This is a genomic window from Ruegeria jejuensis, assembly GCF_041537905.1.
GTDB lineage: Bacteria > Pseudomonadota > Alphaproteobacteria > Rhodobacterales > Rhodobacteraceae > Ruegeria_C.
This window is the reverse complement of sequence record NZ_JBGRUO010000008.1, coordinates 147,821-169,728: the sequence shown is the minus strand read 5'-3', so window position 1 is coordinate 169,728 and position 21,908 is coordinate 147,821. Positions and strand designations below refer to the sequence as shown.

23 protein-coding genes are annotated in these 21,908 nt (G+C 60.8%); 10 read left to right on the top strand and 13 right to left on the bottom strand.

The features are described from left to right. Positions 1–29 precede the first annotated feature (29 nt). The gene (locus AB1E34_RS11840) at positions 30–1,181 is read right to left on the bottom strand and encodes an amidohydrolase (RefSeq protein WP_372572572.1); all 1,152 of its coding nucleotides are present in this window, start codon (positions 1,179–1,181) and stop codon (positions 30–32) included. 339 nt (positions 1,182–1,520) lie between these two features. On the opposite strand from AB1E34_RS11840, the gene AB1E34_RS11835 reads away from it, so the two are divergent. Then, entirely contained in the window at positions 1,521–3,680 is a 2,160-nt protein-coding gene (locus tag AB1E34_RS11835) for a mechanosensitive ion channel family protein (protein ID WP_372572548.1), read from the top strand. A gap of 53 nt (positions 3,681–3,733) precedes the next feature. Here the strand turns inward: AB1E34_RS11835 and AB1E34_RS11830 are convergent, their stop codons facing one another. Further along, on the bottom strand, positions 3,734–4,480 hold the full coding sequence (locus tag AB1E34_RS11830) for a hypothetical protein (protein WP_372572547.1): 747 nt from the start codon (positions 4,478–4,480) through the stop codon (positions 3,734–3,736). 237 nt (positions 4,481–4,717) lie between these two features. Between AB1E34_RS11830 and purL the strand changes: the two genes are divergently transcribed. The 4 genes from purL (at position 4,718) to grxD (ending at position 8,071) form a co-directional block, all read left to right on the top strand. Further along, positions 4,718–6,877 carry a phosphoribosylformylglycinamidine synthase subunit PurL gene (purL, locus tag AB1E34_RS11825; RefSeq protein ID WP_372572546.1) on the top strand — a complete coding sequence of 720 codons (2,160 nt, stop codon included), beginning with the start codon at positions 4,718–4,720 and terminating at the stop codon, positions 6,875–6,877. A gap of 131 nt (positions 6,878–7,008) precedes the next feature. Further along, positions 7,009–7,245 (top strand): BolA/IbaG family iron-sulfur metabolism protein, encoded by a 237-nt coding sequence (locus AB1E34_RS11820; protein WP_306194810.1) that lies wholly within the window; start codon positions 7,009–7,011, stop codon positions 7,243–7,245. A gap of 183 nt (positions 7,246–7,428) precedes the next feature. Beyond that, the gene (locus tag AB1E34_RS11815; RefSeq protein ID WP_372572545.1) at positions 7,429–7,722 is read left to right on the top strand and encodes a hypothetical protein; all 294 of its coding nucleotides are present in this window, start codon (positions 7,429–7,431) and stop codon (positions 7,720–7,722) included. Next, the gene (gene grxD / locus AB1E34_RS11810) at positions 7,709–8,071 is read left to right on the top strand and encodes a Grx4 family monothiol glutaredoxin (RefSeq protein WP_306194814.1); all 363 of its coding nucleotides are present in this window, start codon (positions 7,709–7,711) and stop codon (positions 8,069–8,071) included. Before AB1E34_RS11815 ends, grxD begins: the two co-directional genes overlap by 14 nt. Here the strand turns inward: grxD and AB1E34_RS11805 are convergent, their stop codons facing one another. From AB1E34_RS11805 to AB1E34_RS11795, 3 genes are read right to left on the bottom strand one after another with little or no spacing between them, the layout of a single operon-like run. Continuing rightward, the gene (locus AB1E34_RS11805; protein WP_372572544.1) at positions 8,072–8,380 is read right to left on the bottom strand and encodes an MliC family protein; all 309 of its coding nucleotides are present in this window, start codon (positions 8,378–8,380) and stop codon (positions 8,072–8,074) included. After that, complete coding sequence (locus tag AB1E34_RS11800; protein ID WP_372572543.1) at positions 8,377–8,775, bottom strand: cell division protein ZapA; 399 nt, start codon at positions 8,773–8,775, stop codon at positions 8,377–8,379. The genes AB1E34_RS11805 and AB1E34_RS11800 overlap by 4 nt, the downstream gene beginning before the upstream one ends. Continuing rightward, a complete protein-coding gene (locus tag AB1E34_RS11795) occupies positions 8,775–9,557 on the bottom strand; it encodes a hypothetical protein (RefSeq protein WP_372572542.1) in 783 nt (260 codons plus the stop codon). Before AB1E34_RS11795 ends, AB1E34_RS11800 begins: the two co-directional genes overlap by 1 nt. Positions 9,558–9,811: 254 nt before the next feature. On the opposite strand from AB1E34_RS11795, the gene tkt reads away from it, so the two are divergent. Continuing rightward, complete coding sequence (gene tkt, locus AB1E34_RS11790; RefSeq protein WP_372572541.1) at positions 9,812–11,833, top strand: transketolase; 2,022 nt, start codon at positions 9,812–9,814, stop codon at positions 11,831–11,833. Between the two features lie 91 nt (positions 11,834–11,924). Here tkt and AB1E34_RS11785 read toward each other — a convergent pair whose 3' ends face one another. Further along, positions 11,925–12,362: a hypothetical protein gene (locus tag AB1E34_RS11785; RefSeq protein WP_372572540.1), complete on the bottom strand. Its 438-nt coding sequence runs from the start codon at positions 12,360–12,362 to the stop codon at positions 11,925–11,927. Between the two features lie 223 nt (positions 12,363–12,585). Continuing rightward, positions 12,586–13,551 (bottom strand): DUF808 domain-containing protein, encoded by a 966-nt coding sequence (locus tag AB1E34_RS11780; RefSeq protein WP_372572539.1) that lies wholly within the window; start codon positions 13,549–13,551, stop codon positions 12,586–12,588. 178 nt (positions 13,552–13,729) lie between these two features. On the opposite strand from AB1E34_RS11780, the gene gap reads away from it, so the two are divergent. Together gap and AB1E34_RS11770 are read left to right on the top strand one after the other, a co-directional pair. Further along, positions 13,730–14,731, top strand: coding sequence for a type I glyceraldehyde-3-phosphate dehydrogenase (gene gap / locus AB1E34_RS11775; RefSeq protein WP_372572538.1), 1,002 nt, complete (start codon positions 13,730–13,732; stop codon positions 14,729–14,731). Between the two features lie 72 nt (positions 14,732–14,803). After that, positions 14,804–14,947, top strand: a complete 144-nt coding sequence (locus AB1E34_RS11770; protein ID WP_372572537.1) for a hypothetical protein — start codon at positions 14,804–14,806, stop codon at positions 14,945–14,947. A 3-nt stretch (positions 14,948–14,950) separates the two neighbouring features. On the opposite strand, the gene AB1E34_RS11765 is transcribed toward AB1E34_RS11770, so the two are convergent. The 4 genes from AB1E34_RS11765 to AB1E34_RS11750 all read right to left on the bottom strand — a co-directional run bounded on the left by AB1E34_RS11765 (position 14,951) and on the right by AB1E34_RS11750 (position 17,232). Then, positions 14,951–15,265: a hypothetical protein gene (locus AB1E34_RS11765; protein WP_372572536.1), complete on the bottom strand. Its 315-nt coding sequence runs from the start codon at positions 15,263–15,265 to the stop codon at positions 14,951–14,953. A gap of 12 nt (positions 15,266–15,277) precedes the next feature. Continuing rightward, the gene (gene coaD / locus AB1E34_RS11760) at positions 15,278–15,772 is read right to left on the bottom strand and encodes a pantetheine-phosphate adenylyltransferase (RefSeq protein ID WP_372572535.1); all 495 of its coding nucleotides are present in this window, start codon (positions 15,770–15,772) and stop codon (positions 15,278–15,280) included. Positions 15,773–15,841: 69 nt separating this feature from the next. After that, positions 15,842–16,276 (bottom strand): CBS domain-containing protein, encoded by a 435-nt coding sequence (locus AB1E34_RS11755; RefSeq protein ID WP_372572534.1) that lies wholly within the window; start codon positions 16,274–16,276, stop codon positions 15,842–15,844. Between the two features lie 59 nt (positions 16,277–16,335). Continuing rightward, on the bottom strand, positions 16,336–17,232 hold the full coding sequence (locus tag AB1E34_RS11750) for a LysR family transcriptional regulator (RefSeq protein ID WP_372572571.1): 897 nt from the start codon (positions 17,230–17,232) through the stop codon (positions 16,336–16,338). A gap of 104 nt (positions 17,233–17,336) precedes the next feature. Between AB1E34_RS11750 and AB1E34_RS11745 the strand changes: the two genes are divergently transcribed. After that, on the top strand, positions 17,337–18,836 hold the full coding sequence (locus tag AB1E34_RS11745; RefSeq protein ID WP_372572533.1) for a CoA-acylating methylmalonate-semialdehyde dehydrogenase: 1,500 nt from the start codon (positions 17,337–17,339) through the stop codon (positions 18,834–18,836). A gap of 149 nt (positions 18,837–18,985) precedes the next feature. After that, complete coding sequence (locus AB1E34_RS11740) at positions 18,986–19,600, top strand: L,D-transpeptidase (RefSeq protein ID WP_372572532.1); 615 nt, start codon at positions 18,986–18,988, stop codon at positions 19,598–19,600. Between the two features lie 103 nt (positions 19,601–19,703). Here the strand turns inward: AB1E34_RS11740 and AB1E34_RS11735 are convergent, their stop codons facing one another. Together AB1E34_RS11735 and AB1E34_RS11730 are read right to left on the bottom strand one after the other, a co-directional pair. Then, positions 19,704–20,561: a class I SAM-dependent methyltransferase gene (locus AB1E34_RS11735; RefSeq protein ID WP_372572531.1), complete on the bottom strand. Its 858-nt coding sequence runs from the start codon at positions 20,559–20,561 to the stop codon at positions 19,704–19,706. A 68-nt stretch (positions 20,562–20,629) separates the two neighbouring features. Next, positions 20,630–21,904, bottom strand: a complete 1,275-nt coding sequence (locus tag AB1E34_RS11730) for a Hint domain-containing protein (protein ID WP_372572530.1) — start codon at positions 21,902–21,904, stop codon at positions 20,630–20,632. Between the last annotated feature and the right edge of the window lie 4 nt (positions 21,905–21,908).

The following is a 21,908-nucleotide window of genomic DNA, read 5'->3' as shown; positions in this document are numbered from 1 at the left end:
GCAAGGGAAGCGTCGTGGTGCCGGATGGCTCATTGCGTGCCCAACAGGTCGCGTGCGATGCGCTCGAAGATCGCCGTGCCCACTGGGATCAGATCATCAGGGAAATCATAGTCGGGACTGTGCAGCACCGGGTGATCCTCGCCCGGACCCAGACACAACATCGCGGCCTTTGCCCCCCAGCCGAAGACACCAAAATCTTCCGAGGCGCGCATCGGCAGGCCAGCGTCACCATGAGGCACATCAATTGCCTCCATCGCCCGGACCGCCACTGCGGTGGCCTCTGCATCGTTGATAGAGGCGGCAAATTCATCCTGCACCTCAAACTGCACGGTCAGGCCCGCGTTATCGGCTGCCTCGCGCGCCAGCGCCTGTGCCGCCGCAATCAACTCCGCCATCGCATCGTCCCGCGTGGTGCGCAGCGTGGCATGGATCAAGCCCTCGCCGGGCGCGATGCCAAAGACCGGCTCGCCCATTCGCAGATGGGTGAGCGTCACCAATCGAAAGCCGTCATCCAGATCACCGCCCTGCCCCAGCGCCTCCAGCGCCGGAACCAGATGGGCGATGGCGCGCCCGGGCGAGACGCCTTCCTCGGGCTCTGCTGCATGGGCGGTCCGCCCGGTCAGCGTGATCTTTAGCCCTTGAGAGGCGCAGTTGATCAGGCCCGCACGGGTCGAGACATGGCCAAAAGGCCGCCCCGGCTCATTATGGATCGCAAAGGCCCAATCGGGCCGGAGCGCCTCAAAGCCCGGGTCCGCCACCACGGCGCGCGCGCCGCTGCCATCCTCTTCGGCGGGCTGGAACATCAACACCACCCGCCCGCGTGCCACCGGTTTGCGCGCCAGCAGCCGCCCCAGCCCCAGCAACATGGTCATATGTCCGTCATGGCCGCAAAGATGCCCCGCGCCCGGCACCTGCGAGGACCACGGAACACCGGATAGTTCTTCAATGGGTAAAGCATCCAGTTCGGCCCGGAACAGCACGGTCTCGCCCGATGTACCGCTGTCAAACACCGCCGCCACACCATGACCGCCCAGCCCGCTGACGATGCGGGTCGGTGACAATTCAGCCAGCGCCGCTGTGACGGTACGCGCGGTTTCCACCTCTTCGCCGGACACTTCCGGGCGGCGGTGCAGATCGCGGCGAAAAGCGGTCAAGGCAACCAGATCCGAGTTCGAGAGCATTGGTATTCCCTTGCTGTAGACAGGCATGTCCGCTCTTAGCCGAACCGGACACGGTTTTGGAGCCCCCTTACCGTCGGTGCCGACGATCCCACATCTCGCAGAGAGGCACGCAAGACACATGCAGGCACTGAACCCGTGCCATAATCCAAGACACCTAGCGCAAGGGCACAACCTCCAGTAAGTTCAGGAAAAACAAGACTCATATATTGACGAGGGTTTCTCATGCTCCGGTTGACGCAACTGGTTTTAGTGCTTTGCTCAGCAATTCTGTTCAGTTCCCCCACATTCGCACAAACTTCATCCTCAACTGCTGGCACCAGCACCAGTTCCGCCCCTGTGGTGCCGGCTGATCTGACGCCGGAACAGGTGGATGATCTGGTGGCACGCATGAGTGACGATCAGGTCCGCGCGCTGCTGCTGCAGCGCCTGGACGCGGTGGCCGAAGCACACGCCGCCAAAGCAGAAGGTCACGAAGATCCGCTGACTGAAATCAATGAAATCTGGGCCGAGATGGTCGCGTCATGGACACATGTTCTGGTGACATTGCCCAACATCTTCAGTGCGCAAGCAAAGGCATTTGGCAACTTCACGGATACGTTCGGCACCACTGGTGCTTTTGTCCTGCTGGGTCTGGTCCTGACCGTTCTTGTTCTGGGCTATGTCGCCGAAAAGCTGTTCGGTTTGTTTACCCGCAAGTGGCATGACCAGTCCAACGAGGGCGAGGATGGCGATCTCTGGGGCGCGGCACGATATCTGTTCCGGCGCTTCTGTCATGAGATTGCAGGGTTGATCGTTTTTTATGTGGTTGTTCGCGCGGCCGGTCGGGCCCTGCTCACGACCGAACAAATCACCTATGCAGCGCCATTTGTGTTTTTCCTGATCTGGGTCCCGCGTCTGGGTGCGGCTGTGTCGCGATTTGTTCTCGCGCCGAACAAACCCCGGCTCCGGCTGGTCAATGTCGATGATCATTGGGCCAAGTACCTGTACCGCAACCTGATCGGCCTGCTTATTCTGATTGGGCTGACATTGTTCGTCGTGCGCTTCAATGCGCTTAACGGCATCACTGCTGGCGAAACACGCATCGGTTTCTGGCTTAATGCCGCGATCCACATCTATATCGGCGTCATCGCCTGGACCGCCCGCGAAGGCCTGACACAAATGATGCTGGGCACCGATCCCGATCGCACCAAATTCGACGAGGAAGTCGCCCGGTACTATCCCTACTTTGCCATCGCTGTCTCGGCCGTGATCTGGCTGCTGGTGGAATTCCTCGCCGCGCAGCGCGATCCGTCGATCCGCGCCCTGCTGGTCAAGGGCCCGCATTTCACCACCATGTTCTGGTTGTTGATCGCGCCGGCCCTGGACACGCTCATCCGTGGCCTGGTACGCCACCTGCAGCCGCCGATGTTGGGCGAAGGGCCGTTGGCCGAACGCGCCTATAAATCGACCAAGCGCAGCTATATCCGCATCGGTCGCGTTCTGGCCGGGCTGTTTGTCGTGATGATGATCGCGCGCGCCTGGCACCTTGATCTGCGCCATGTCGCCTCTGCCGGTATCGGTGCAGAAGTTGGCGGCGCGGTGATCGAATTCCTGCTGATCGTTGCGGCAGGCTACATCATCAATGAGGTCGTCTCTCTCTGGATCAACCGCAGGCTGGCACAAGAGCAGACCGCCGCAGAATCGGTGGACGAAGAAGCCGGTGGTGAAGGTGGGGGATCAGGTGGATCTCGTCTTGCAACCGTCCTGCCGCTCATTCGGGTCACCGCGCAAATTACAATCGCGGTGATCTTCGGCCTGCTGGCGCTCGGGGCGCTCGGGATCAATATCACGCCCCTTCTGGCCGGTGCCGGTGTTCTGGGTCTGGCCATCGGCTTTGGCGCGCAGAAACTGGTGGCCGATATCGTGGGCGGCGTGTTCTTCCTGATCGACGATGCCTTCCGCGTGGGCGAATATGTCGATGTGGGCGGCACCACCGGCACGGTCGAAAAGATCTCGATCCGCTCCATGCAGCTGCGCCACCATCGCGGCCCGGTCCACACCATCCCTTATGGTGAGATTCAGAAGCTGACCAACTACAGCCGCGACTGGGTGATCATGAAGCTGAAATTCACCGTGCCCTTCGACACCGACCCCAACAAGGTCAAGAAGATCTTCAAGAAGATCGGGGCCGAGATGATGGCCGACGAGACCCACAAGGATGGTTTCCTTGAGCCGTTCAAATCGCAGGGTGTGTTTGATTTCGACGATGTCGGCATGATCATCCGGGGCAAGTTCATGGCGATCCCCGGCAAGCAATTCACGCTGCGCAAGGAAATCTACAACCGCGTCAAGGCTGCCTTTAAAGAAAACGGCATCGACTTCGCCCGTCGCGAGGTACGCGTCGCGATTCCGGGTCTGGACGAGGCCGAAAACATCACCGACGAGCAGAAAGCCACCATCGGTGCTGCGGCAGGCGAAGCGGTGAACCAGCAATTGGCCAAGGACCAGGGCGGCCAATAAACGCACGAAACCGGGCAGCCTGAGCCTATGGCCAGGCTGCCTGCGCGCTTTTCTTAAATCTCGCGCAACGCCGCGATATCCGCCTCGACACCGGAGGACATGTCTGGCGAAACATGCGCGAGGATCTTCTCCCGGTTGGCGAAGAGATCAATACCGCCATCGTTGAACATCACCCCCTCGGGATGCTCGGACCGCCACTGCGCCACCACGGCCTCCATTTCACTGAAATAGGCCACTTGCGCCGCGTCAGAGCGGAACTTCACCCCGCGCACCAGCGTGATGTGAAACGGATTGCCATAATCCCCACAGGGACAGGCCAGCACGGTGCTGAATATCCCCAGCAATTGCCCGATCACCGAGTCCGGATCGTATTCCAGCAGCAGCTCCAACTCATTTGACGGCGTCAGGTTCACCCGCGACGGCATGACTCGGATCGGCGCGAATTTGATCGCGCGCATGACAGCCTCGACATAGTCGAAGGCCAACCCGCCATCCGCCTTGTTATCCGGCCCGAACCGCCAGATTTCCGCATGCGCGGTGTCGGGACGCTCCAGCTTGGTGTTGTCCCCGCCCCCGATCAGCCAGCCATCGTCGCTGGTTTCGCAAAGATGGGTGTAACTGCGGTCGGTCAGCAGGTTCAGGTCGATCTGCGGGCTGACCTCCGCTCGGCAATCAAGGCCGATATTGGCAAGCCGGTTCAACTTGCACGCCGGATGCATATGTCCGCTAGGGGTCAGATGATCATAGCTTGCCATGAACTCGGGCGTGACAACATTGGGGCGATCCGGCTGATCTTGCATGATATCTCCTCGGGGTATTTGTGGAACGACGATTGACACCGACCCGTGGCGACCGATGGGGTGGTACATCGCGGGCACACCGCAACAGAAACATGGCAGCCAGCGTTTCGCAATCACACAGGTGGACAGGCCAAGCATTCGAAGCGGGCTTGCTCTTCAGCGCATTCGCCCCCTTCCCCCCGGCGCTGCCTTCGCCTAAAAGGCGCGAAACTTTGCCATCTCGGGGACCCAGACAGGATGCAAGAGCCAGCCATCACGCCGGAACTGATCGAAAGCCACGGGCTGAAACCCGATGAGTACGAGATGATCCTCGACATCATCGGCCGCGAACCGAGCTTTACCGAGCTGGGCATTTTCTCGGCCATGTGGAACGAGCACTGCTCTTACAAATCCTCCAAGAAATGGCTGCGCACCCTGCCCACCTCCGGTCCCCAGGTGATCTGCGGCCCCGGTGAAAATGCCGGTGTCGTCGATATCGGTGACGGTCAGGCGGTGGTCTTCAAGATGGAGAGCCACAATCACCCCTCTTATATCGAACCCTATCAGGGCGCGGCGACCGGCGTGGGCGGCATCCTTCGCGACGTGTTCACCATGGGGGCGCGACCGATTGCATCGATGAACGCGCTCAGCTTTGGCGAACCGGGTCACCACAAGACGCGACAGCTGGTCAATGGCGTGGTTGAGGGGATCGGCGGCTATGGCAATTGTTTCGGTGTTCCTTGCGTGGGTGGCGAAGTGCGGTTCCACCCGGCCTATAACGGCAACTGCCTGGTGAACGCCTTTGCTGCGGGCCTCGCTGACAGCGACAAGATTTTCTACTCGGCCGCTTCCGGTGTCGGCATGCCGGTGGTTTATCTGGGCGCCAAGACCGGACGCGATGGCGTCGGCGGCGCCACCATGGCCAGCGCGGAATTCGACGACACGATCGAGGAAAAGCGCCCCACCGTTCAGGTCGGCGACCCCTTCACCGAAAAGCGCCTGATGGAGGCGACGCTGGAACTGATGCAGACCGGCGCGGTGATCTCGATCCAGGATATGGGCGCTGCTGGACTGACCTGTTCTGCTGTGGAGATGGGCGACAAGGGCGGTCTGGGCGTGCGTCTCGATCTGGAAAACGTGCCCCAGCGCGAAGACAACATGACCGCCTATGAGATGATGCTGTCGGAATCCCAGGAACGCATGCTGATGGTGCTGAAGCCCGAGCTTGAGGCCGAAGCCCGCGCTGTGTTCGAAAAATGGGACCTGGATTTCGCCATCGTTGGTGAAACCATCGCCGAAGACCGCTTCCTGATCGTCCATAACGGCGAGGTCAAAGCCGATCTGGTTCTGTCCAAGCTGTCCTCGACCGCCCCGGAATATGACCGCCCGTGGGAACCGACACCTCAGGCCGAGGACCTCGCCGACGTCCCCCAGATCGATCCGATCGATGGGCTGCGCGCCCTGCTCGCCTCGCCCAACTATGCGGGCAAGCAGTGGGTTTATGAGCAATATGACACCATGGTCATGGCCGACAGCGCCCGCACGCCGGGTCTGGGTGCCGGCATGGTGCGGGTGCATGGCACCGACAAGGCGCTGGCCTTCACCTCTGACGTGACCCCGCGCTATGTGCGTGCCAACCCGGTTGAGGGCGGCAAGCAGGCGGTGGCCGAAGCCTATCGTAACCTGACCGCCGTGGGGGCCACACCGCTGGCCACCACCGACAATTTGAATTTCGGCAACCCCGAAAAGCCCGAAATCATGGGCCAGTTCGTCGGCGCTATCAAAGGCATCGGGGCCGCCTGCGCCGCGCTCGACATGCCGATCGTGTCGGGCAATGTCTCGCTTTACAATGAAACCGACGGTCAGGGTATCCTGCCCACACCGACCATCGGCGCGGTCGGGCTGCTCAGCCATACCGACGATATCATCGGCAATGAGGTGCGCGAGGGCCACTTGGCGCTGCTGATTGGCGAGACAGCGGGCCATCTGGGTCAATCCGCCCTGCTGGCCGAAGTGTTCAACCGCGAGGACGGCGACGCCCCCCATGTCGATCTGGAAGCGGAAAAACGCAATGGCGATTTCATCCGCGCCAATCGCGCGCTGATCAAAGCCTGCACCGATCTCAGCGATGGCGGTCTGGCGCTGGCCGCCTTTGAACTGGCCGAGGCTGCTGGCGTCGGCGTGCAGCTTGACGATGCGCCCACCGAAAAGCTCTTTGGCGAGGATCAGGCGCGCTATCTGGTGGCCTGCAATTTCGATCAGGCCGAGGCGCTGATGATCACCGCCGGACAGGCAGGCGTCGCCGTCGAAACCGTGGGCCGTTTCACCGGCAGCAGCGTGCGTATCGGGGGAGCTGAGGCGGCGCTGGACGATCTGGCGGGCACTTATCGCGAGAGCTTTGCCGCAGCGGTCGCCTGAGTCGCGCAAAACAGGCACATCCAGCACCCGAGGCAGGCGCCGGATTTAGCGTGATCCGGGCGCGTGCCTCCCTTGCACGCGCCCCCACTCCGCTCTACTTCTTGAACAGTGACCATCAGGAGACGACCCATATGCCAATGAGCGCCCATGAAATCGAACATCTGCTGCGCGAGGCGTTCCCGGATGCCGACATCCAGGTCGGCGGCAGCGACGGCGTTCACATGTCCGCCATGGTGGTGGACGAGAGCTTTCGCGGCAAAAACCGCGTCCAGCAGCAACGCGCAGTCTATGCCGCGCTGAAAGGCAAGATGGACGGGCCGGATGGCGAGTTGCATGCGTTGGCGTTGACGACCAAAGCGCCTGAATAGTGGATCAGCCATTCGGATGGGTGCTGATGCGACTAGCCGGATTGGTGTTCGATCTCGTCAGCGCCCTTGCGATCTTGTTTTGTGACCTGCCAAAGTTTCTAAAATACGGACCCAGATATTGGCGTGTCACACGGCAGATGCGCCGCCACTCCTACAAACGACGCAAGGGGTAATTGCTGGAAAATGACCACATGGTTCATCTGGATCGCAGGCGGAATTGCCACTCTGGTGGTTGCCGCCGCGCTGACAGAGGCCTATGTGAAGCGGAACAGAAAACGACGCCTGTTGGATATGCGACCCGATCCGGACAAGATCAGCAAGATCGCGGGCATTGAACGGCACGGTATGGACCCGGTGACACTGGCGCAGGCCGAGCATCGGCGGCTTGAAACAGAAGGTTGGTTCAAGGACCATCCGAACACGGACACAAAACACGCGACCGCGCGCGAAGAGGAAAAGCAAGATGAGCGACGTTAAGACCCAGATCGACGAGACCGTCAAAGCCAACGATGTGGTGCTCTATATGAAAGGCACCAAGGAGATGCCGCAATGCGGGTTCTCGTCCCGTGTGGCGGGGGTGCTGAACTATATGGGTGTGGATTATTCCGATGTGAACGTGCTGGCCGATGAAGCGATCCGTCAGGGCATCAAGGACTACTCCGACTGGCCCACCGTTCCGCAGCTTTATGTCAAAGGCGAATTCGTCGGTGGTTGCGACATCATCACCGAGATGACCCTCTCGGGTGAGTTGGACACGCTTTTCGACGAAAACGGCGTCACCTATGATAAGGACGCCGCTGACAAGATCCGCGAAGCCAACGCCTGATCACTCAGTCTCGCATGCGTCGTAGATTCGTATGCTATTGTCTCCTGCGACCCAATCGAGGGTCGCAGACTTGCCTTTGATCCACCAAATATAGCTGGTTCCGGTATTGCCGAAACGGACACCCGAACCGGAACGCAGCTGCCCCAGCGCAACCTGCTGACCTTCAACAGTCAAAACTACGCCCTCTGATACAAAAGTCGCCAGAACTTTGGCCCCGCGCTCACACTCATAGGTCGCGGTGGTAAATTCATCGGCAAAACACGGCGTGGCCAAGACTGCGAGGCCACAAGCAAGGGTCGCGATCTTCACGACGCCTGCGCCTTTTCCTCAACCTCGGCGGCCAGCGATTCCGCGCGCGCGGCAAGTTCGGCCAGAGTATCGGTGACAAAGGGCGGCACCACGGCCACCTCGATCTGTTCCGGTTCCGGCAGGGGCATGTTGCGCAGCTGCGCCAACTCGTGCTCCTGCTCGGCCAGCTGCGCCTCAAGCCCTTTGACCCGGTCGCCCAGCCCGGCCGTCTTGTCCGCCAGCATCAGCCCCGCCATCAGCAGCATCCGCCCCTCGGGCATGCGGCCGATCTGATCCGACAGCACCTGCGCCTCGTCATCCAGCATCGCGGCAGCCGAGTGCAGGAACTGCTCTTCGCCGGGCTGGCAGGAGACCTCGAAGGCGCGACCGCCAATGGTGATGGTAATATTGGGCATTACGCTTCCTCCCCTTCGACCAGTTCCGCCTGGGCCAGCAGCGGCTCAAGCTGCGCCAGCACGGCCTGCGCTTCGGCCAGGTCGGTGGCCCGTGCCGAACTCAGCGCCTCAAGCTCGGCCTGAAGCGCCTGATTGATCAGGGTCGGATCGCCGACCCCGGCGGCATTGGCCTCGCGCAGCGCGCCATTGACCTCGCGCAGCTGCGCATTGGCCTTGCGCAGCCGTTGCAGATCATCGTCCAGCCGCGCCATTGCCGCGCCATGGCTGACCCGCTCAGCGCGCAGCATGTCATTTTCGGAGCGCAGATCGCCCGCCTGCTCGGTTTCGTTCAGAGCCGCGTGCAGCCTCTCGATTTCGGCTTTCAGCGGCTCGGTATCCTCAACGCTCTGCAGCCGGATCCGCAACACTTCATTCTCGGCACGCAGCTCTTCGACCGTATTGGCAGCAAAGGCAGCCGCCTCTTCGGCCCCGGCCCGTTCGGCCAGCAGCGCCTGCGCATCATCCAGTTGCGCCCGCAGGGCAGCGATTTCTTCATCGCCTCCGCCAGCCCGTTGCGCTATCTCGACCTCGTGGCGCGCCTTCAGGGTCTTGATCCGCTCCTCAAGCTGGGCATTGGCCAGTTTTTCGTCTTCCAGCGCCGCCAGCAGATCCGTATCGAGCACGCCCTCTGCCTCGGCATCCACTGCCGCCGGTTCGGGCAATCTTGACAATGTTTCAACCCCGGCACCGATCCGATCCATCGCGGCGGCAATACGGCGTTGCAATTCCTCAATCTGGCTCATGCCCCTCACCCAATCTTCCTGCGGTTCTTGTTCTTCATCCCGGCTGACCCCGCATCAGAAACCACACGAATCGGGCACCGGTTCGATTGAAATTACTCTAGCGAAAGCGGGGCGAAAATACCCCCCTTTTGCTTTCAATCACTTGAGACCTGCAGTTCATGCGCGAAAAGACGCAAATCCCGGTTCTGCTTGCACTTCGGGGACTGGATGGTATTGAGCGCCGCAACCGCCCTTAACCCAAAGGAACAAGCCTCGTGGACCTGACTGCGCTGCGCAAAGCGAACCCTGAACATTGGGCCAAGGCAACGGCCATTCGTACCCTGACCCTCGATGCCGTCGCCGCCGCCAATTCCGGCCATTCCGGCATGCCCATGGGGATGGCCGATGTCGCGACCGTGCTGTTCGAAAAGCACCTCAATTTCGACGCCGCCAACCCGACCTGGCCCGACCGCGACCGGTTCATCCTGTCGGCAGGTCACGGCTCGATGCTGATCTATTCGCTGCTCTATCTCACCGGCAACCCGCATATCACGCTGGACGAGATCAAGAACTTCCGCCAGTTGGGCGCCAAGACCGCAGGCCATCCGGAAAACTTCCTGGCCGACGGGATCGAAACCACCACCGGCCCGCTGGGTCAGGGTATCGCCAATGCCGTGGGGTTCGCCATCGCCGAAGAAGTGCAGCGGGCTCACTATGGCAAGAAGGTCGTTGATCACTACACCTATGTGATCGCCGGGGATGGCTGCCTGATGGAAGGCGTCAGCCAGGAGGCGATCGGCCTCGCGGGTCGTCTGGAACTGAGCAAGCTGATCGTGTTTTGGGACGACAACAACATCACCATCGACGGCACGGTGGATATCGCCGACCGCACCGATCAGGTCGAACGGTTCCGCGCCTCGAACTGGCATGTGATCGAGATCGACGGGCATGATCCCGCCGCCATCGACGCCGCCATCATCGAAGCCAAGAAATCCGACCGGCCCACCATGATCGCCTGCGAAAGCCATATCGCGCTGGGACATGCGGCGCAGGATACCTCGAAGGGCCACGGCGCGCTGACCGATCAGGCACAGCTTGAGGCTGCGAAAGAGGCCTATGGCTGGCCGCACGGCGCGTTTGAAATCCCGGCGGATGTGAAATCGGCTTGGGAAGAGATTGGCGCCCGTGGCGCTGACGCCCGTGCCGCCTGGGAAGAGCGGTTCGCCCAGCTTTCCGAGCGCAAGCAGGGTGAGTTCACCCGCGCCTATGCCGGAGACACCCCCAAGAAGCTGACCAGCGCCATCCGTGCACTGAAAAAGCAGATCTCCGAAGATCAGCCGAAACTCGCCACCCGCGCAGCGTCCGAAAAGGTGCTCGGCGTCGTGAACCCGATCCTGACCGAAACCGTGGGCGGCTCGGCCGACCTGACCGGCTCGAACAACACCAAGACCGCCGATCTGGGCGTGTTCCTGCCGGAAAACCGCAAGGGCCGCTATATCCATTACGGCATCCGCGAGCATGGCATGGCCTCGGCGATGAACGGCATGGCGCTGCATGGCGGCATCCGCCCTTATGGCGGCACGTTCATGGCGTTCACCGACTATGCCCGCCCGGCGATGCGTCTGGCTGCGCTGATGAAGATCCCAACCACCTTCGTGATGACCCACGACTCCATCGGTCTGGGCGAGGATGGCCCGACCCACCAGCCGGTCGAGCATCTGGCGATTTCCCGTGCGACGCCCAACACTCATGTGTTCCGCCCCGCCGACATGGTGGAAACCGCCGAGGCTTGGGAACTGGCGCTGTCCTCCAAAGACACGCCCTCGGTCCTGTCCCTGACCCGTCAGGGCCTGCCCACCGTGCGGACCGAGCACAAGACCAAGAACCTGACCGCACAAGGCGCCTATGTGCTGGCCGATGCCGAGGCCAAACGCCAGGCGATCCTGATCGCCACCGGCTCGGAAGTGTCCATCGCGCTGGAGGCCAAGGCCAAGCTGGAAGCCGAGGGCATCGGCACCCGCGTCGTCTCCATGCCCTGCATGGAGCTGTTTGCGGCCCAAGACGAAGCCTATCGCAAACGCGTCCTGCCCGGCGGGCCGGTCCGCGTCGGCATCGAAGCTGCCGTGCGTCTGGGCGGCTGGGACCGCTGGCTGCTGGGCGAGCGCGGCCGCGAGGCCAAGGCCGGGTTCATCGGCATGTCCAGCTTTGGCGCCTCCGCCCCCGCCGGCGAGCTTTACAAGCATTTCGGCATCACCGCGGATGCGACAGTGGCGAAAGTCAAGGAACTGTTGGGCTAACCCAGCGGCCTATAAGAAGATCAGAAAGGGCGTTCATTTGAGCGCTCTTTTTTGTTTTGACGTCTGACAATCTGATTGATTTGGCTGCACGCTAATTTATAGCCCAAAGGACTTCACCAAACTCAGTAGAAACTACGTATTTAAGAATTGCCCACTGATCTCTGTACAAGAATGCCGACCACGCTACGAAAATCCCGTCACCCGAAGGAGATTCAAAGAACGTTATCTGGTTCACAAGTTTAGGCGACTCCATCTTGGAATACATGGTTGTGCAATAGCGAAAGCCGGAGGGGAACGCCTCAAACAGCTTATCAATAATGGTTTCCGTTTCTGGCAACTCCTCAGAAGCAAACTTGTCCGTAAGCTCAAAAAAGAATTTGTAGTTTCCTTGAGCAAAGACCGCCTTAATCTTCTCGAGTTCAGGTACGCTGCCATCAAGCATTTCGCACTCAACTTTCGCTGCCGCATCGCTTGCTCCTAAACAGAGAGACAACAATGCCGGGAGAAGTAGGTATTTGAACCTAAACATGTGTCAGTTTTTTCCTTTTCGAAGGAACATGGTGTTTACCTTCTCAATGCAGCTTCAACGCCGAGTTGCGTGGCGGCGCTGTCGGGTTATCGGTCTTGACCATTCAACTTCTGCTTTATTGAGCATTCATTGATGTACTTTGCGCCTATATTTGGCAGGCATCTTGGCGTATTCGGCTTATGTCCAACCTTTTAGTCATGATAGTTATCAAACATATCCAGCACTAAGCAGACTTCCCAGAGAACGCACCCATAACCGGCCCGATCACCTTGGTCGCGACCGGGATCAGAACAAAGCCCCAGGCCAGACCAAAGATGCCGTCCATCGTGGCCTTGGACACCCATTCAACCGCGCCTGTCCACTGTTCGGACAGCATATGCCCCAGCGCATAAGCCCAGTCGTGGATGTGTTGGCCCAGCCAGCCGAAGCCCAGCACCTCCATCCCGTGGATCACGATGGACCCGCCGACCCAGAGCATGGCGGCGGTGCCGACGATGGACAGCGTCTTCATCACGCCGGGCATCGCCTTGACCAGCCCCCGCCCCAGCCCGCGCCCGATGAGCGTTGGGGCGTTCTTCGCCATGTAGAGACCCACATCGTCCATCTTCACGATCAGCGCGACAGAGCCGTAGACCGCAACCGTCACGCCAAGACCCACAACCGCCAGTGTGGCGCCCTGCATCCAGACATTGGGGGCCTCAATGGCGGCGAGGGCGATGGTCATGATTTCGGCGGACAGGATGAAGTCGGTCTTGATTGCGCCTCTGACCTTCTGCTCCTCCAGATGGCCGGGATCGCGCTCCTTCATGTCCTCGTCGATGACGTGACTGCCATGCGGGAACAGCAGGTGGAAGATCTTCTCCGCGCCCTCAAAACACAGGTAAGACCCGCCGATCATCAGCAAGGGCGTGATCAGCCAGGGCGCGAAATTGGCCAGCAGCAGCGCCACAGGAAGCAACAGAACGAGCTTGTTGAACACCGATCCACGCGCGATGCGCCAGATGATCGGCAACTCTCGGGCAGGCGCAAAGCCCTGAACGTATTTCGGCGTCACGGCGGCATCGTCGATGATCACGCCCGCCGTTTTGGCCCCCGCCTTGCCCGCCGCAGCGACCACATCATCGACCGAGGTCGCCGCCACTTTGGCGATGCCTGCCACGTCGTCCAGCAAGGCCAATAATCCGCTCATGTCCGATTCTCCTGATCAATCCGACCGCAGGCAGGTTATCTGTTCACACTGTTAGCACAAGCGTTAGCGCAATCGGGGCTGGTTTGCGCTAACAGTCTCGTTTTGTTGACTTTTTGCCCTTCACCTGAAGGTCACGTCTGGCTATATGGCAGCAAGTTACACGTCGTCGGAGTTACATATGACCATCAAAGTAGGTATCAACGGGTTCGGTCGCATCGGCCGCTGCACCCTGTCCCATATCGCGGCATCCAGCCGTAACGATATCGAAGTGATCAAGGTCAACGCCACCGGCCCGCTGGAAACCTCGGCACATCTGTTGAAATATGACAGCATCCATGGCCGCTTCCCCCGCGACATCATCATCGACGAGAAAACCATGGATCTGGGCCGCGGCCCGATGCAGATGTTCTCGACCTATGACATGGGCCAGCTGGACTGGGAAGGTTGCGACGTGGTGCTGGAATGCACCGGCAAGTTCAATGACGGTCTCAAGGCCAAGACCCATTTCGAGCGCGGCGCACAGAAGGTGCTGCTGTCGGCGCCGGGCAAGAATGTGGACAAGACCATCGTCTATGGCGTGAACGACGAAACGCTGACGCCCGAAGACCGGATGATCTCGAACGGGTCCTGCACCACCAACTGCCTGGCCCCGCTGGCCAAGGTGCTGGACCGCGCCATCGGGATCGAGCATGGCATCATGACCACGATCCACGCCTATACCGGCGACCAGCCGACGCTGGACCGCCGCCATGAGGACCTCTACCGCGCCCGCGCTGCCGCGATGGCAATGATCCCGACCTCAACCGGGGCCGCCAAGGCGCTGGGTGAGGTGTTGCCCAACCTTAAGGGCCGGTTGGACGGGTCCGCCATTCGCGTGCCGACGCCCAATGTCTCGGCTGTTGATCTGACCTTCCGCGCCTCGCGCGACGTGACCCGCGAAGAGGTGAACGCCATCGTCGCCGAAGCCGCGCGGGGTCCGATGTCGCGCGTGTTGGGCTATGAGCCCGCGCCGCTGGTTTCGGTCGATTTCAACCATTCCGAGGAAAGCTCGATCTTTGCGCCCGATCAAACCCGCGTGGTCGACAAGCGCATGGTGCGGGTGCTGGCCTGGTATGACAATGAATGGGGCTTTTCGGTCCGCATGGCAGATGTCGCAGTCGCCATGGGTCGCTTGAATTGAACCTATTAAGCACTTGAGAAAAAACGCCCGCTCAGGTTATCTGGGCGGGCGTTTTGCATTCCGGGAGCCTTAATGACAAATCAGATCGCCATTTGGCTTGCGGGTCTCCTGCTGGTCGCCTTGGCCGGGAATGTCATGCTGTACGGGACCGAGCATCTTCTGTTTCTGGGCCGCAAACTATATGATCTGCTGCAATGGCTGGCCTTCTGGCGCTGAGGGTCAGAGCGGGACCTTGCGTACCACATGGGCGTCGCACTGCCCCCCATCCCGCGTATAGCGCATCTGAGCGCCGCGCGTTTCGATGATCTCGCACTCACGTTCCCCGGGCGTATCCGGGTGATTCAGGATACGGCAGAAACAGCCCTGCTTCCATTCCCAACTCCCCTCAAATGCGACGCCCTCCGCGGTTCCGTCCAGACGTCCGTCCTGATGGATTACAAAGCGCAAGCCCGGCCCCTCGAAGCGGCAATCTGCGATGAAGGCGCAAAAGGCCGCGCGGGTGTGGATGCGGGTCCAGCTCTCGGTCACGGACACCAGCCGGGGCGATCAGCGCGCCAGCCGTTCGTCCAGCGCGGTCTTGACGCGGGGCGGCACGAATTTCGAGACATCTCCGCCCAGCCGCGCGATTTCCTTGACCAGTTTCGAGGCGATCGCCTGATGCCGCAGATCCGCCATCAGAAACACGGTCTCGATCGTGTCATCCAGTGCCCGGTTCATGCCAACCATCTGATATTCATACTCGAAATCCGCCACAGCGCGCAGTCCGCGCACAATGGTCTGGGCCCCAACATCCCGCGCGCAATCGATCAGCAGGTTTTCAAACGGATGCGCCACGATTTCAGCGCCGGTCTGCTGGCTGAGCGTGGCACATTCCGCCTCGATCATGGCGACGCGCTCTTCCAGCGTGAACAGAGGCCCCTTGTCGCGGTTGATCGCCACCCCGATCACCAGCCGATCCACCATCAGAGCCGCCCGGCGGATGATATCGACATGGCCCAAAGTGATGGGATCAAAGGTTCCGGGATATAAAGCAGTTCTCATGGCAGGCCTTTGCGCAACAAAATTGCGCGGCAAAGAACCACATGCGGCCCCTGAGCGCAATACGCCAATTCAGTGCCCCATGATCATGCCCTGAAGCGCGTCCTTTTCCATCGCCAGTTCAGACAATTGCGCCTTGACCACATCCCCCAGCGTCACGATACCGATCAGCTTGCCATCCTCGACAACCGGCATGTGGCGGAACCGCCCTTCGGTCATCTGCTCCAGAATGCCCTGAACGCTGGAATCGCGGGTGCAGGTGACGAGGTCGCTGGTCATGTATGCGCTTACTGGCTGGTTCAGACACCCGCTGCCGCTGGCGCCAAGTTCCCGCACGATGTCGCGCTCCGACAGGATGCCGTCCGGCGTTTCCCCATCATCAGAGACCATCACCGTGCCGATACGTTTCTCGGCCAGAACCTGTGCCGCTTCGGACACCAATGTCGATGCCTTGACGGTCACCACGCCGGAATCGGCCTTGGATTTCAGGATTGCCTGGACAAGCATTTGCGGTACCTCGGTATTATTCCTGTATCCCCGGAGCGTTGCCCCTTGGCCGCGTTCTGTCAAGTCAGCCCTTCCAACCGGGCCACTTCGTCGCGAATTCCGGTGCTCAGCGCGGTGGCAAAACGGTTCAGCCGCTCGCTGCGCCGGTCCCCCTGATGGCGGACCAGATAGAAACTGCGCGTCAGGCTGATCTGGTCCGGCAGCACCTTGGTCAACCGCCCATGCGACGGCAGCGTGAAGTCATGCGCCACACATAGGCCAGTGGCTCCCGCCACCAGACGCAATTGCACCGAAACCGCATTTGAAGCCAGCGCCACTCGCTTGATGCCAAGATCGCTCAGGTAGTCCAACTCGCGGTCAAAGATCATGTCTGGAATATAGCCGATCATCGGGTGCCCGCTCAGATCTTCAATCGCGTTTATGTCTGGATAGCGGCGCAGGTAACGGCGGTGGGCCACTAGATGCAGCTTATAATCGGTGATCTTCTGCACCAGCAACTGCCCGGCCGTGGGCGGGCTGACCGTGATCGCCATATCCGCTTCGCGCCGCGACAGGTTTATGACCCGCGGCAAGGCAAGAATCTGAATATCGAGATCGGGGTTGGTGGCGCTGATCCGGGTGCAAACCTGCGGCAGTAGATAATTGGCGCAGCCATCCGGCGCACCGATGCGAATCTGCCCGCTCAGCCGGTCGGCCGGACCGGTCAGCGCCTCTGCGGCCGCTCGCATCGCCTCCTCGGCCTGCTCGCCATGGCTCAGCAGCCGCTCGCCCGCCGCGCTCAGTGCATAGCCTTGCGGTGATTTCACGAAGAGCGGAGCTTCCAGCGCCGCCTCAAGCCGGGCAATGCGGCGGCCCACAGTGGCCGGGTCCATCTTCAGGATACGCCCCGCCGCTGACAGGCTTTCCTCGCGGGCGACCGCCAGAAACACCTTCATATCGTCCCAATGCGGCTCCATCACGCACCCCTCTGCAAATTTGCAAAACCTTTTTGAAATCTTGCCTCTGTTCAGTGGATTTTTGCAAGCCTATCCTGCCTCCAAATCTGATCGGAGGAGACCCCATGCAGGAGCTGACCCATTATATGAACGGTGAACATGTCAAAGGCGGCTCGGGCCGCTTTGCCGATGTGTTCAACCCCGCCACCGGCGAAGTGCAGGCGAAAGTGCCGCTGGCCAGCACGGACGAGGTCGCCAAGGCCGTCGAGATCGCCGCCGCAGCGCAACCTGCCTGGGCCGCTACCAACCCGCAGCGCCGCGCGCGGGTCATGATGAAATTTGTCGATCTGCTGAACCGCGACATGGACAAGCTGGCCGAGGCGCTCAGCCGCGAGCACGGCAAAACCGTCCCCGATGCCAAGGGCGACGTTCAACGCGGGCTTGAAGTCTGCGAATATTGCATCGGCGCGCCACAGCTTCTGAAAGGCGAGTTCACCGACAGCGCAGGCCCCGGCATCGACATGTACTCCATGCGCCAGGCGCTGGGTGTCACGGCTGGCATCACGCCCTTCAACTTCCCCGCCATGATCCCGATGTGGATGTTCGCCCCCGCCATCGTCTGCGGCAACGCCTTCATCCTGAAACCGTCCGAGCGCGACCCGTCCGTGCCGCTGATGCTGGCTGAACTGATGGAAGAGGCTGGCCTGCCCAAGGGCATCCTGCAAGTGGTCAACGGTGATAAAGAGGCGGTCGACGCCATCCTGCATCACCCGGTGATCCAGTCAATCGGCTTTGTCGGCTCCACCCCGATCGCCGAATACATCTACGGCACCGGCTGCGCCCAGGGCAAACGCGTGCAGTGTTTCGGTGGCGCCAAAAACCATATGATCGTGATGCCGGATGCCGATATGGATCAGGCCGCCGACGCGCTGGTCGGCGCGGGTTATGGCGCGGCGGGCGAACGCTGCATGGCGATCTCAGTCGCGGTTCCGGTGGGCGATGAAACCGCCGATCGCCTGATCGACAAGCTGGTGCCGCGCATCGAAAAGCTGAAAGTGGGGCCCTATACTGCGGGCAACGATGTGGATTACGGCCCGGTTGTGACCGCCGCCGCCAAGGCCAATATCGAGCGTCTGGTACAGACCGGTGTCGATCAGGGCGCGAAACTGGTGGTTGATGGCCGCGACTTCAGCTTGCAGGGCTATGAGGACGGCTTCTTTGTCGGTCCGCACCTCTTCGACAACGTGACCCGTGACATGGACATCTACAAGACCGAGATCTTCGGCCCCGTCCTCTCCACCGTGCGCGCGCAAAGCTACGAAGAAGCGATCGGCCTCGCCATGGACCACGAATATGGCAATGGCACCGCGATCTTCACCCGCGACGGCGACACCGCCCGTGATTTCGCCAACCGGATCAATATCGGCATGGTCGGCATCAACGTCCCGATCCCGGTACCGCTGGCCTATCACACCTTCGGTGGCTGGAAGAAATCGGTCTTCGGCGATCTGAACCAGCACGGACCGGACGCGTTCAAGTTCTACACCCGAACCAAAACCATCACCTCGCGCTGGCCGAGCGGAATCAAGGAAGGCGGCGAGTTCAACTTCAAGCCCATGGACTGACCCCCAAATCACATGCTGTCCGGCCATCAGGTCGGGCAGCACCCCCTGCTGATTTAGCAAATCAAGCCTCAATCACGCAGTTTTCAACAGCCCCCTCTGGTCAGACGCCCCTCGAACCCCTATTTTCGCGGCGAAGAATTGAGCAGATGATGGAGGCACCCTTGCCCAACTCCAAGATCACCCGCCGTGGCACCCTGTTGGGCGTTGCCGCCACACTTGCGACCCCGGCCCTGCTGCGCGCCCAGAGCAGCGACGCCTTCCCGCAGACCGAGCAACCCATCAGCACCCAGGTGCCGGTGAACCGCAATGTCTCCTCCTTCCGGCGCCAGAACTGGCAGGATCATTTCGACACGCTGGGCAACGGCGCACTCCTGGCCGACATCACCAGCCGGGCGGTGCATTACTGGGGTCCTGATGGCGAAACCTATCGCCTCTTTCCCTCATCGGTCCCGATGAGCGAGGAACTGACCAAGCGCGGCTACACCAAAGTGGTGCGCAAGACCGAATTCCCAAGCTGGACGCCCACCGCCAACATGCGCGAGCGCGACCCGACCCTACCGATCCGCATCGAAGGTGGCGATCCCGGCAATCCGCTGGGCACCCGCGCCATGTATCTCGGCTGGCCCGCCTATCTGGTGCATGGCACCCATGACACCCGCAAGATCGGACGAATGAGCTCGTCGGGCTGCATAGGCCTCTATAACGAGCATGTGGAACAGCTTTACCCGCTGGTGCAGGTCGGCACCCAGGTCCGCCTGATCTGATCCGCTCCGACGGTTGAAAACGCTGCGGGGTCTGGGGCGAAGCCCCAGCGCCTGCGTGGCGTGAACGCAAACAAAAACTGTGCGCCGCAGGCGCTCCTTTGGATCACGCCTGAAGCTTGCGCACCCACAGGCTCTGCGCCCGCCCACCCTGCAGGAACGGCAGCGCCTGCACCGCATCGGGTCGATCCTGCTGTAGGTGATATCCGGGCCAGAGCATCTCATACCCCCCGCCCTGCAACAGCGCATGCAGCATGTACTGCTCACCCCAAGAGGGACAATCGTAGAAGAACCGCTTGGGGTATTCATAAGGCAAAAAGACATCATGCACATGGATCACCACACCCGCCGCGAGTTGCGGAATGATGTTGCAGAACAGGTGCGCCACATCATTGCCAAGGCGCACCTGATGGCTGGAATCGATAAACAGCACATCCCCCGCCTCCAGCGTTGAAAACAGCGCCGGATCGACCTCTTCCACCCGCTTCTGTTCGAACGCGTCCACCACATGGGCGATATCGGCGCGCGGATAGGGATCAATGGCGGTGATCTGCGTCTGCAGCCCGCCATCCAGCACCGCCTGCCGGGTCACGCGGGTCGAGTTGCCGCAACCCACCTCGATCACCCGCTTGGGCGCGTAGCGGCGGATCATCAGATAGAGCGCATCCGCATCCGGGCGGTCGTAGTAGCCGTTATGGGGCAGATAGCCGGTCTGGTTCCGGTCGGGGTCCTGCAAGCCGCGCAGGCTCTCGGCATGGGCGTCATATTCCGCCACCAGAGGCGCGATATCGAACCCCTCCATCCCCGGAGACAGAGCATAGGCAGGACGGGTCAACCCGCCGCGCCGCTCGAACGCGATCAACCGCTCGGTCTCGGCCATCTCGTCCATCCGGTCGATGAGTTTCACATCAAACGGGTCGAGCAAGGCATTGAGTTTCGGGAATTTCCGCTTTTTCTTCTTCACGCCCTGCTCCTGATCCTGCGGGTTTCCGGGTCAATATCGGGATTTTCCGGGATTTCAAACCCACGCTATCAGGCGCGCCCAGCGGAAACCTGCTGCACCTGCAGCAGTGCCCCTTCTGCGTGGCCGACAAAAGGGCGGGCTGCGGCGATGGGCGCGCCATCGGCGAGTTCAGGAAACAGCTCGATCAATTCGTCGTAACACGCGCGATCGGCCTGCAGGATATGATCGCCTGCGTAGAAGCTTTCCAGCAGCGCATTCTCACCCAGTACGATTTCGTGCCGATCAAACATCAGATGGAAATAGGTGATCTGATCGCAGGGCGCGCGATGGATACGATCGCCGTCACACAGATGCTTTGCAGCACAGAGCACTTCGGGTGCGTGAAAGAACAGCTCACACCGCCAGCCCGAAAGCAACACGCGATGCTGGGGCGAGACCTGGACGGGCCGGTCATTCCCGATCGTACCTGGCGCAAATCGGATCGGTGCATGCCGACCCCGCCCGGCCACGCTGCGCCTACCGATCCATCGGATAGGTTGCGGTCCATGATCCAGCGTATCCACCAGATCGCCGACCTGTAGCGTTTCAATCGCGCGCTCACCGCCCGGCGTTCGGATCATCGTGCCCTCGGTGAAACAGGCAATCTCGACATTCTCGATATTTGTGTAGGTAAAGCTGTTTGCGCCGCCCGGCAAATCGACCGTACCGCCAGTGGCACCCGGAAAGAACGGTGTGACGGTCGAGCCCTTGGGCACGATCAGCGTGTCGTTATTGTTACCTCCATCCACGAAGCTCGTGTTAAGCCCGGCATGGATTTCATCATTTCCGGCACCGCCCTCCAGATTGCCGCTGCCATCCTGCGCAAAAAGCGTGTCGCGCCCGACGCCACCCAAGAGGTTATTGTTCCCCGAGCCGCCCAGCAGAACGTCATTGCCACGAGCACCGACGATGTTGTTGTCGCCCGATCCACCTTGCAACGTGTCATTGCCACGCCCACCGTTGATTGAGCCGCCGAGGTTGCCATCATCGGTAAAGGTGTCATTGCCACGCCCCCCCGAATAGCCCCCTGCATTCAGCCCGACCGAGCCGCTGACATTGTCGTCATTGTTGTTGCCGGTATATTCGACAAATTCGCTAAACGAGCCCGAGGCGATATCGGCATCGGTATAGGTGGTAACCGCACCGCTGTTGTTGGTGAAGGTGATCGAACTGCCCGTCATCGTGATCTGGATCGAGTTACTGATCCCGGACACATCAATGGTGCTGTCCGGCCCGATATCCAGCCCGGCCCAGAAGGCGGCGTTGTTGATATCGGCATCGGTTAACGTCAGAAAAACAGGCATCTCG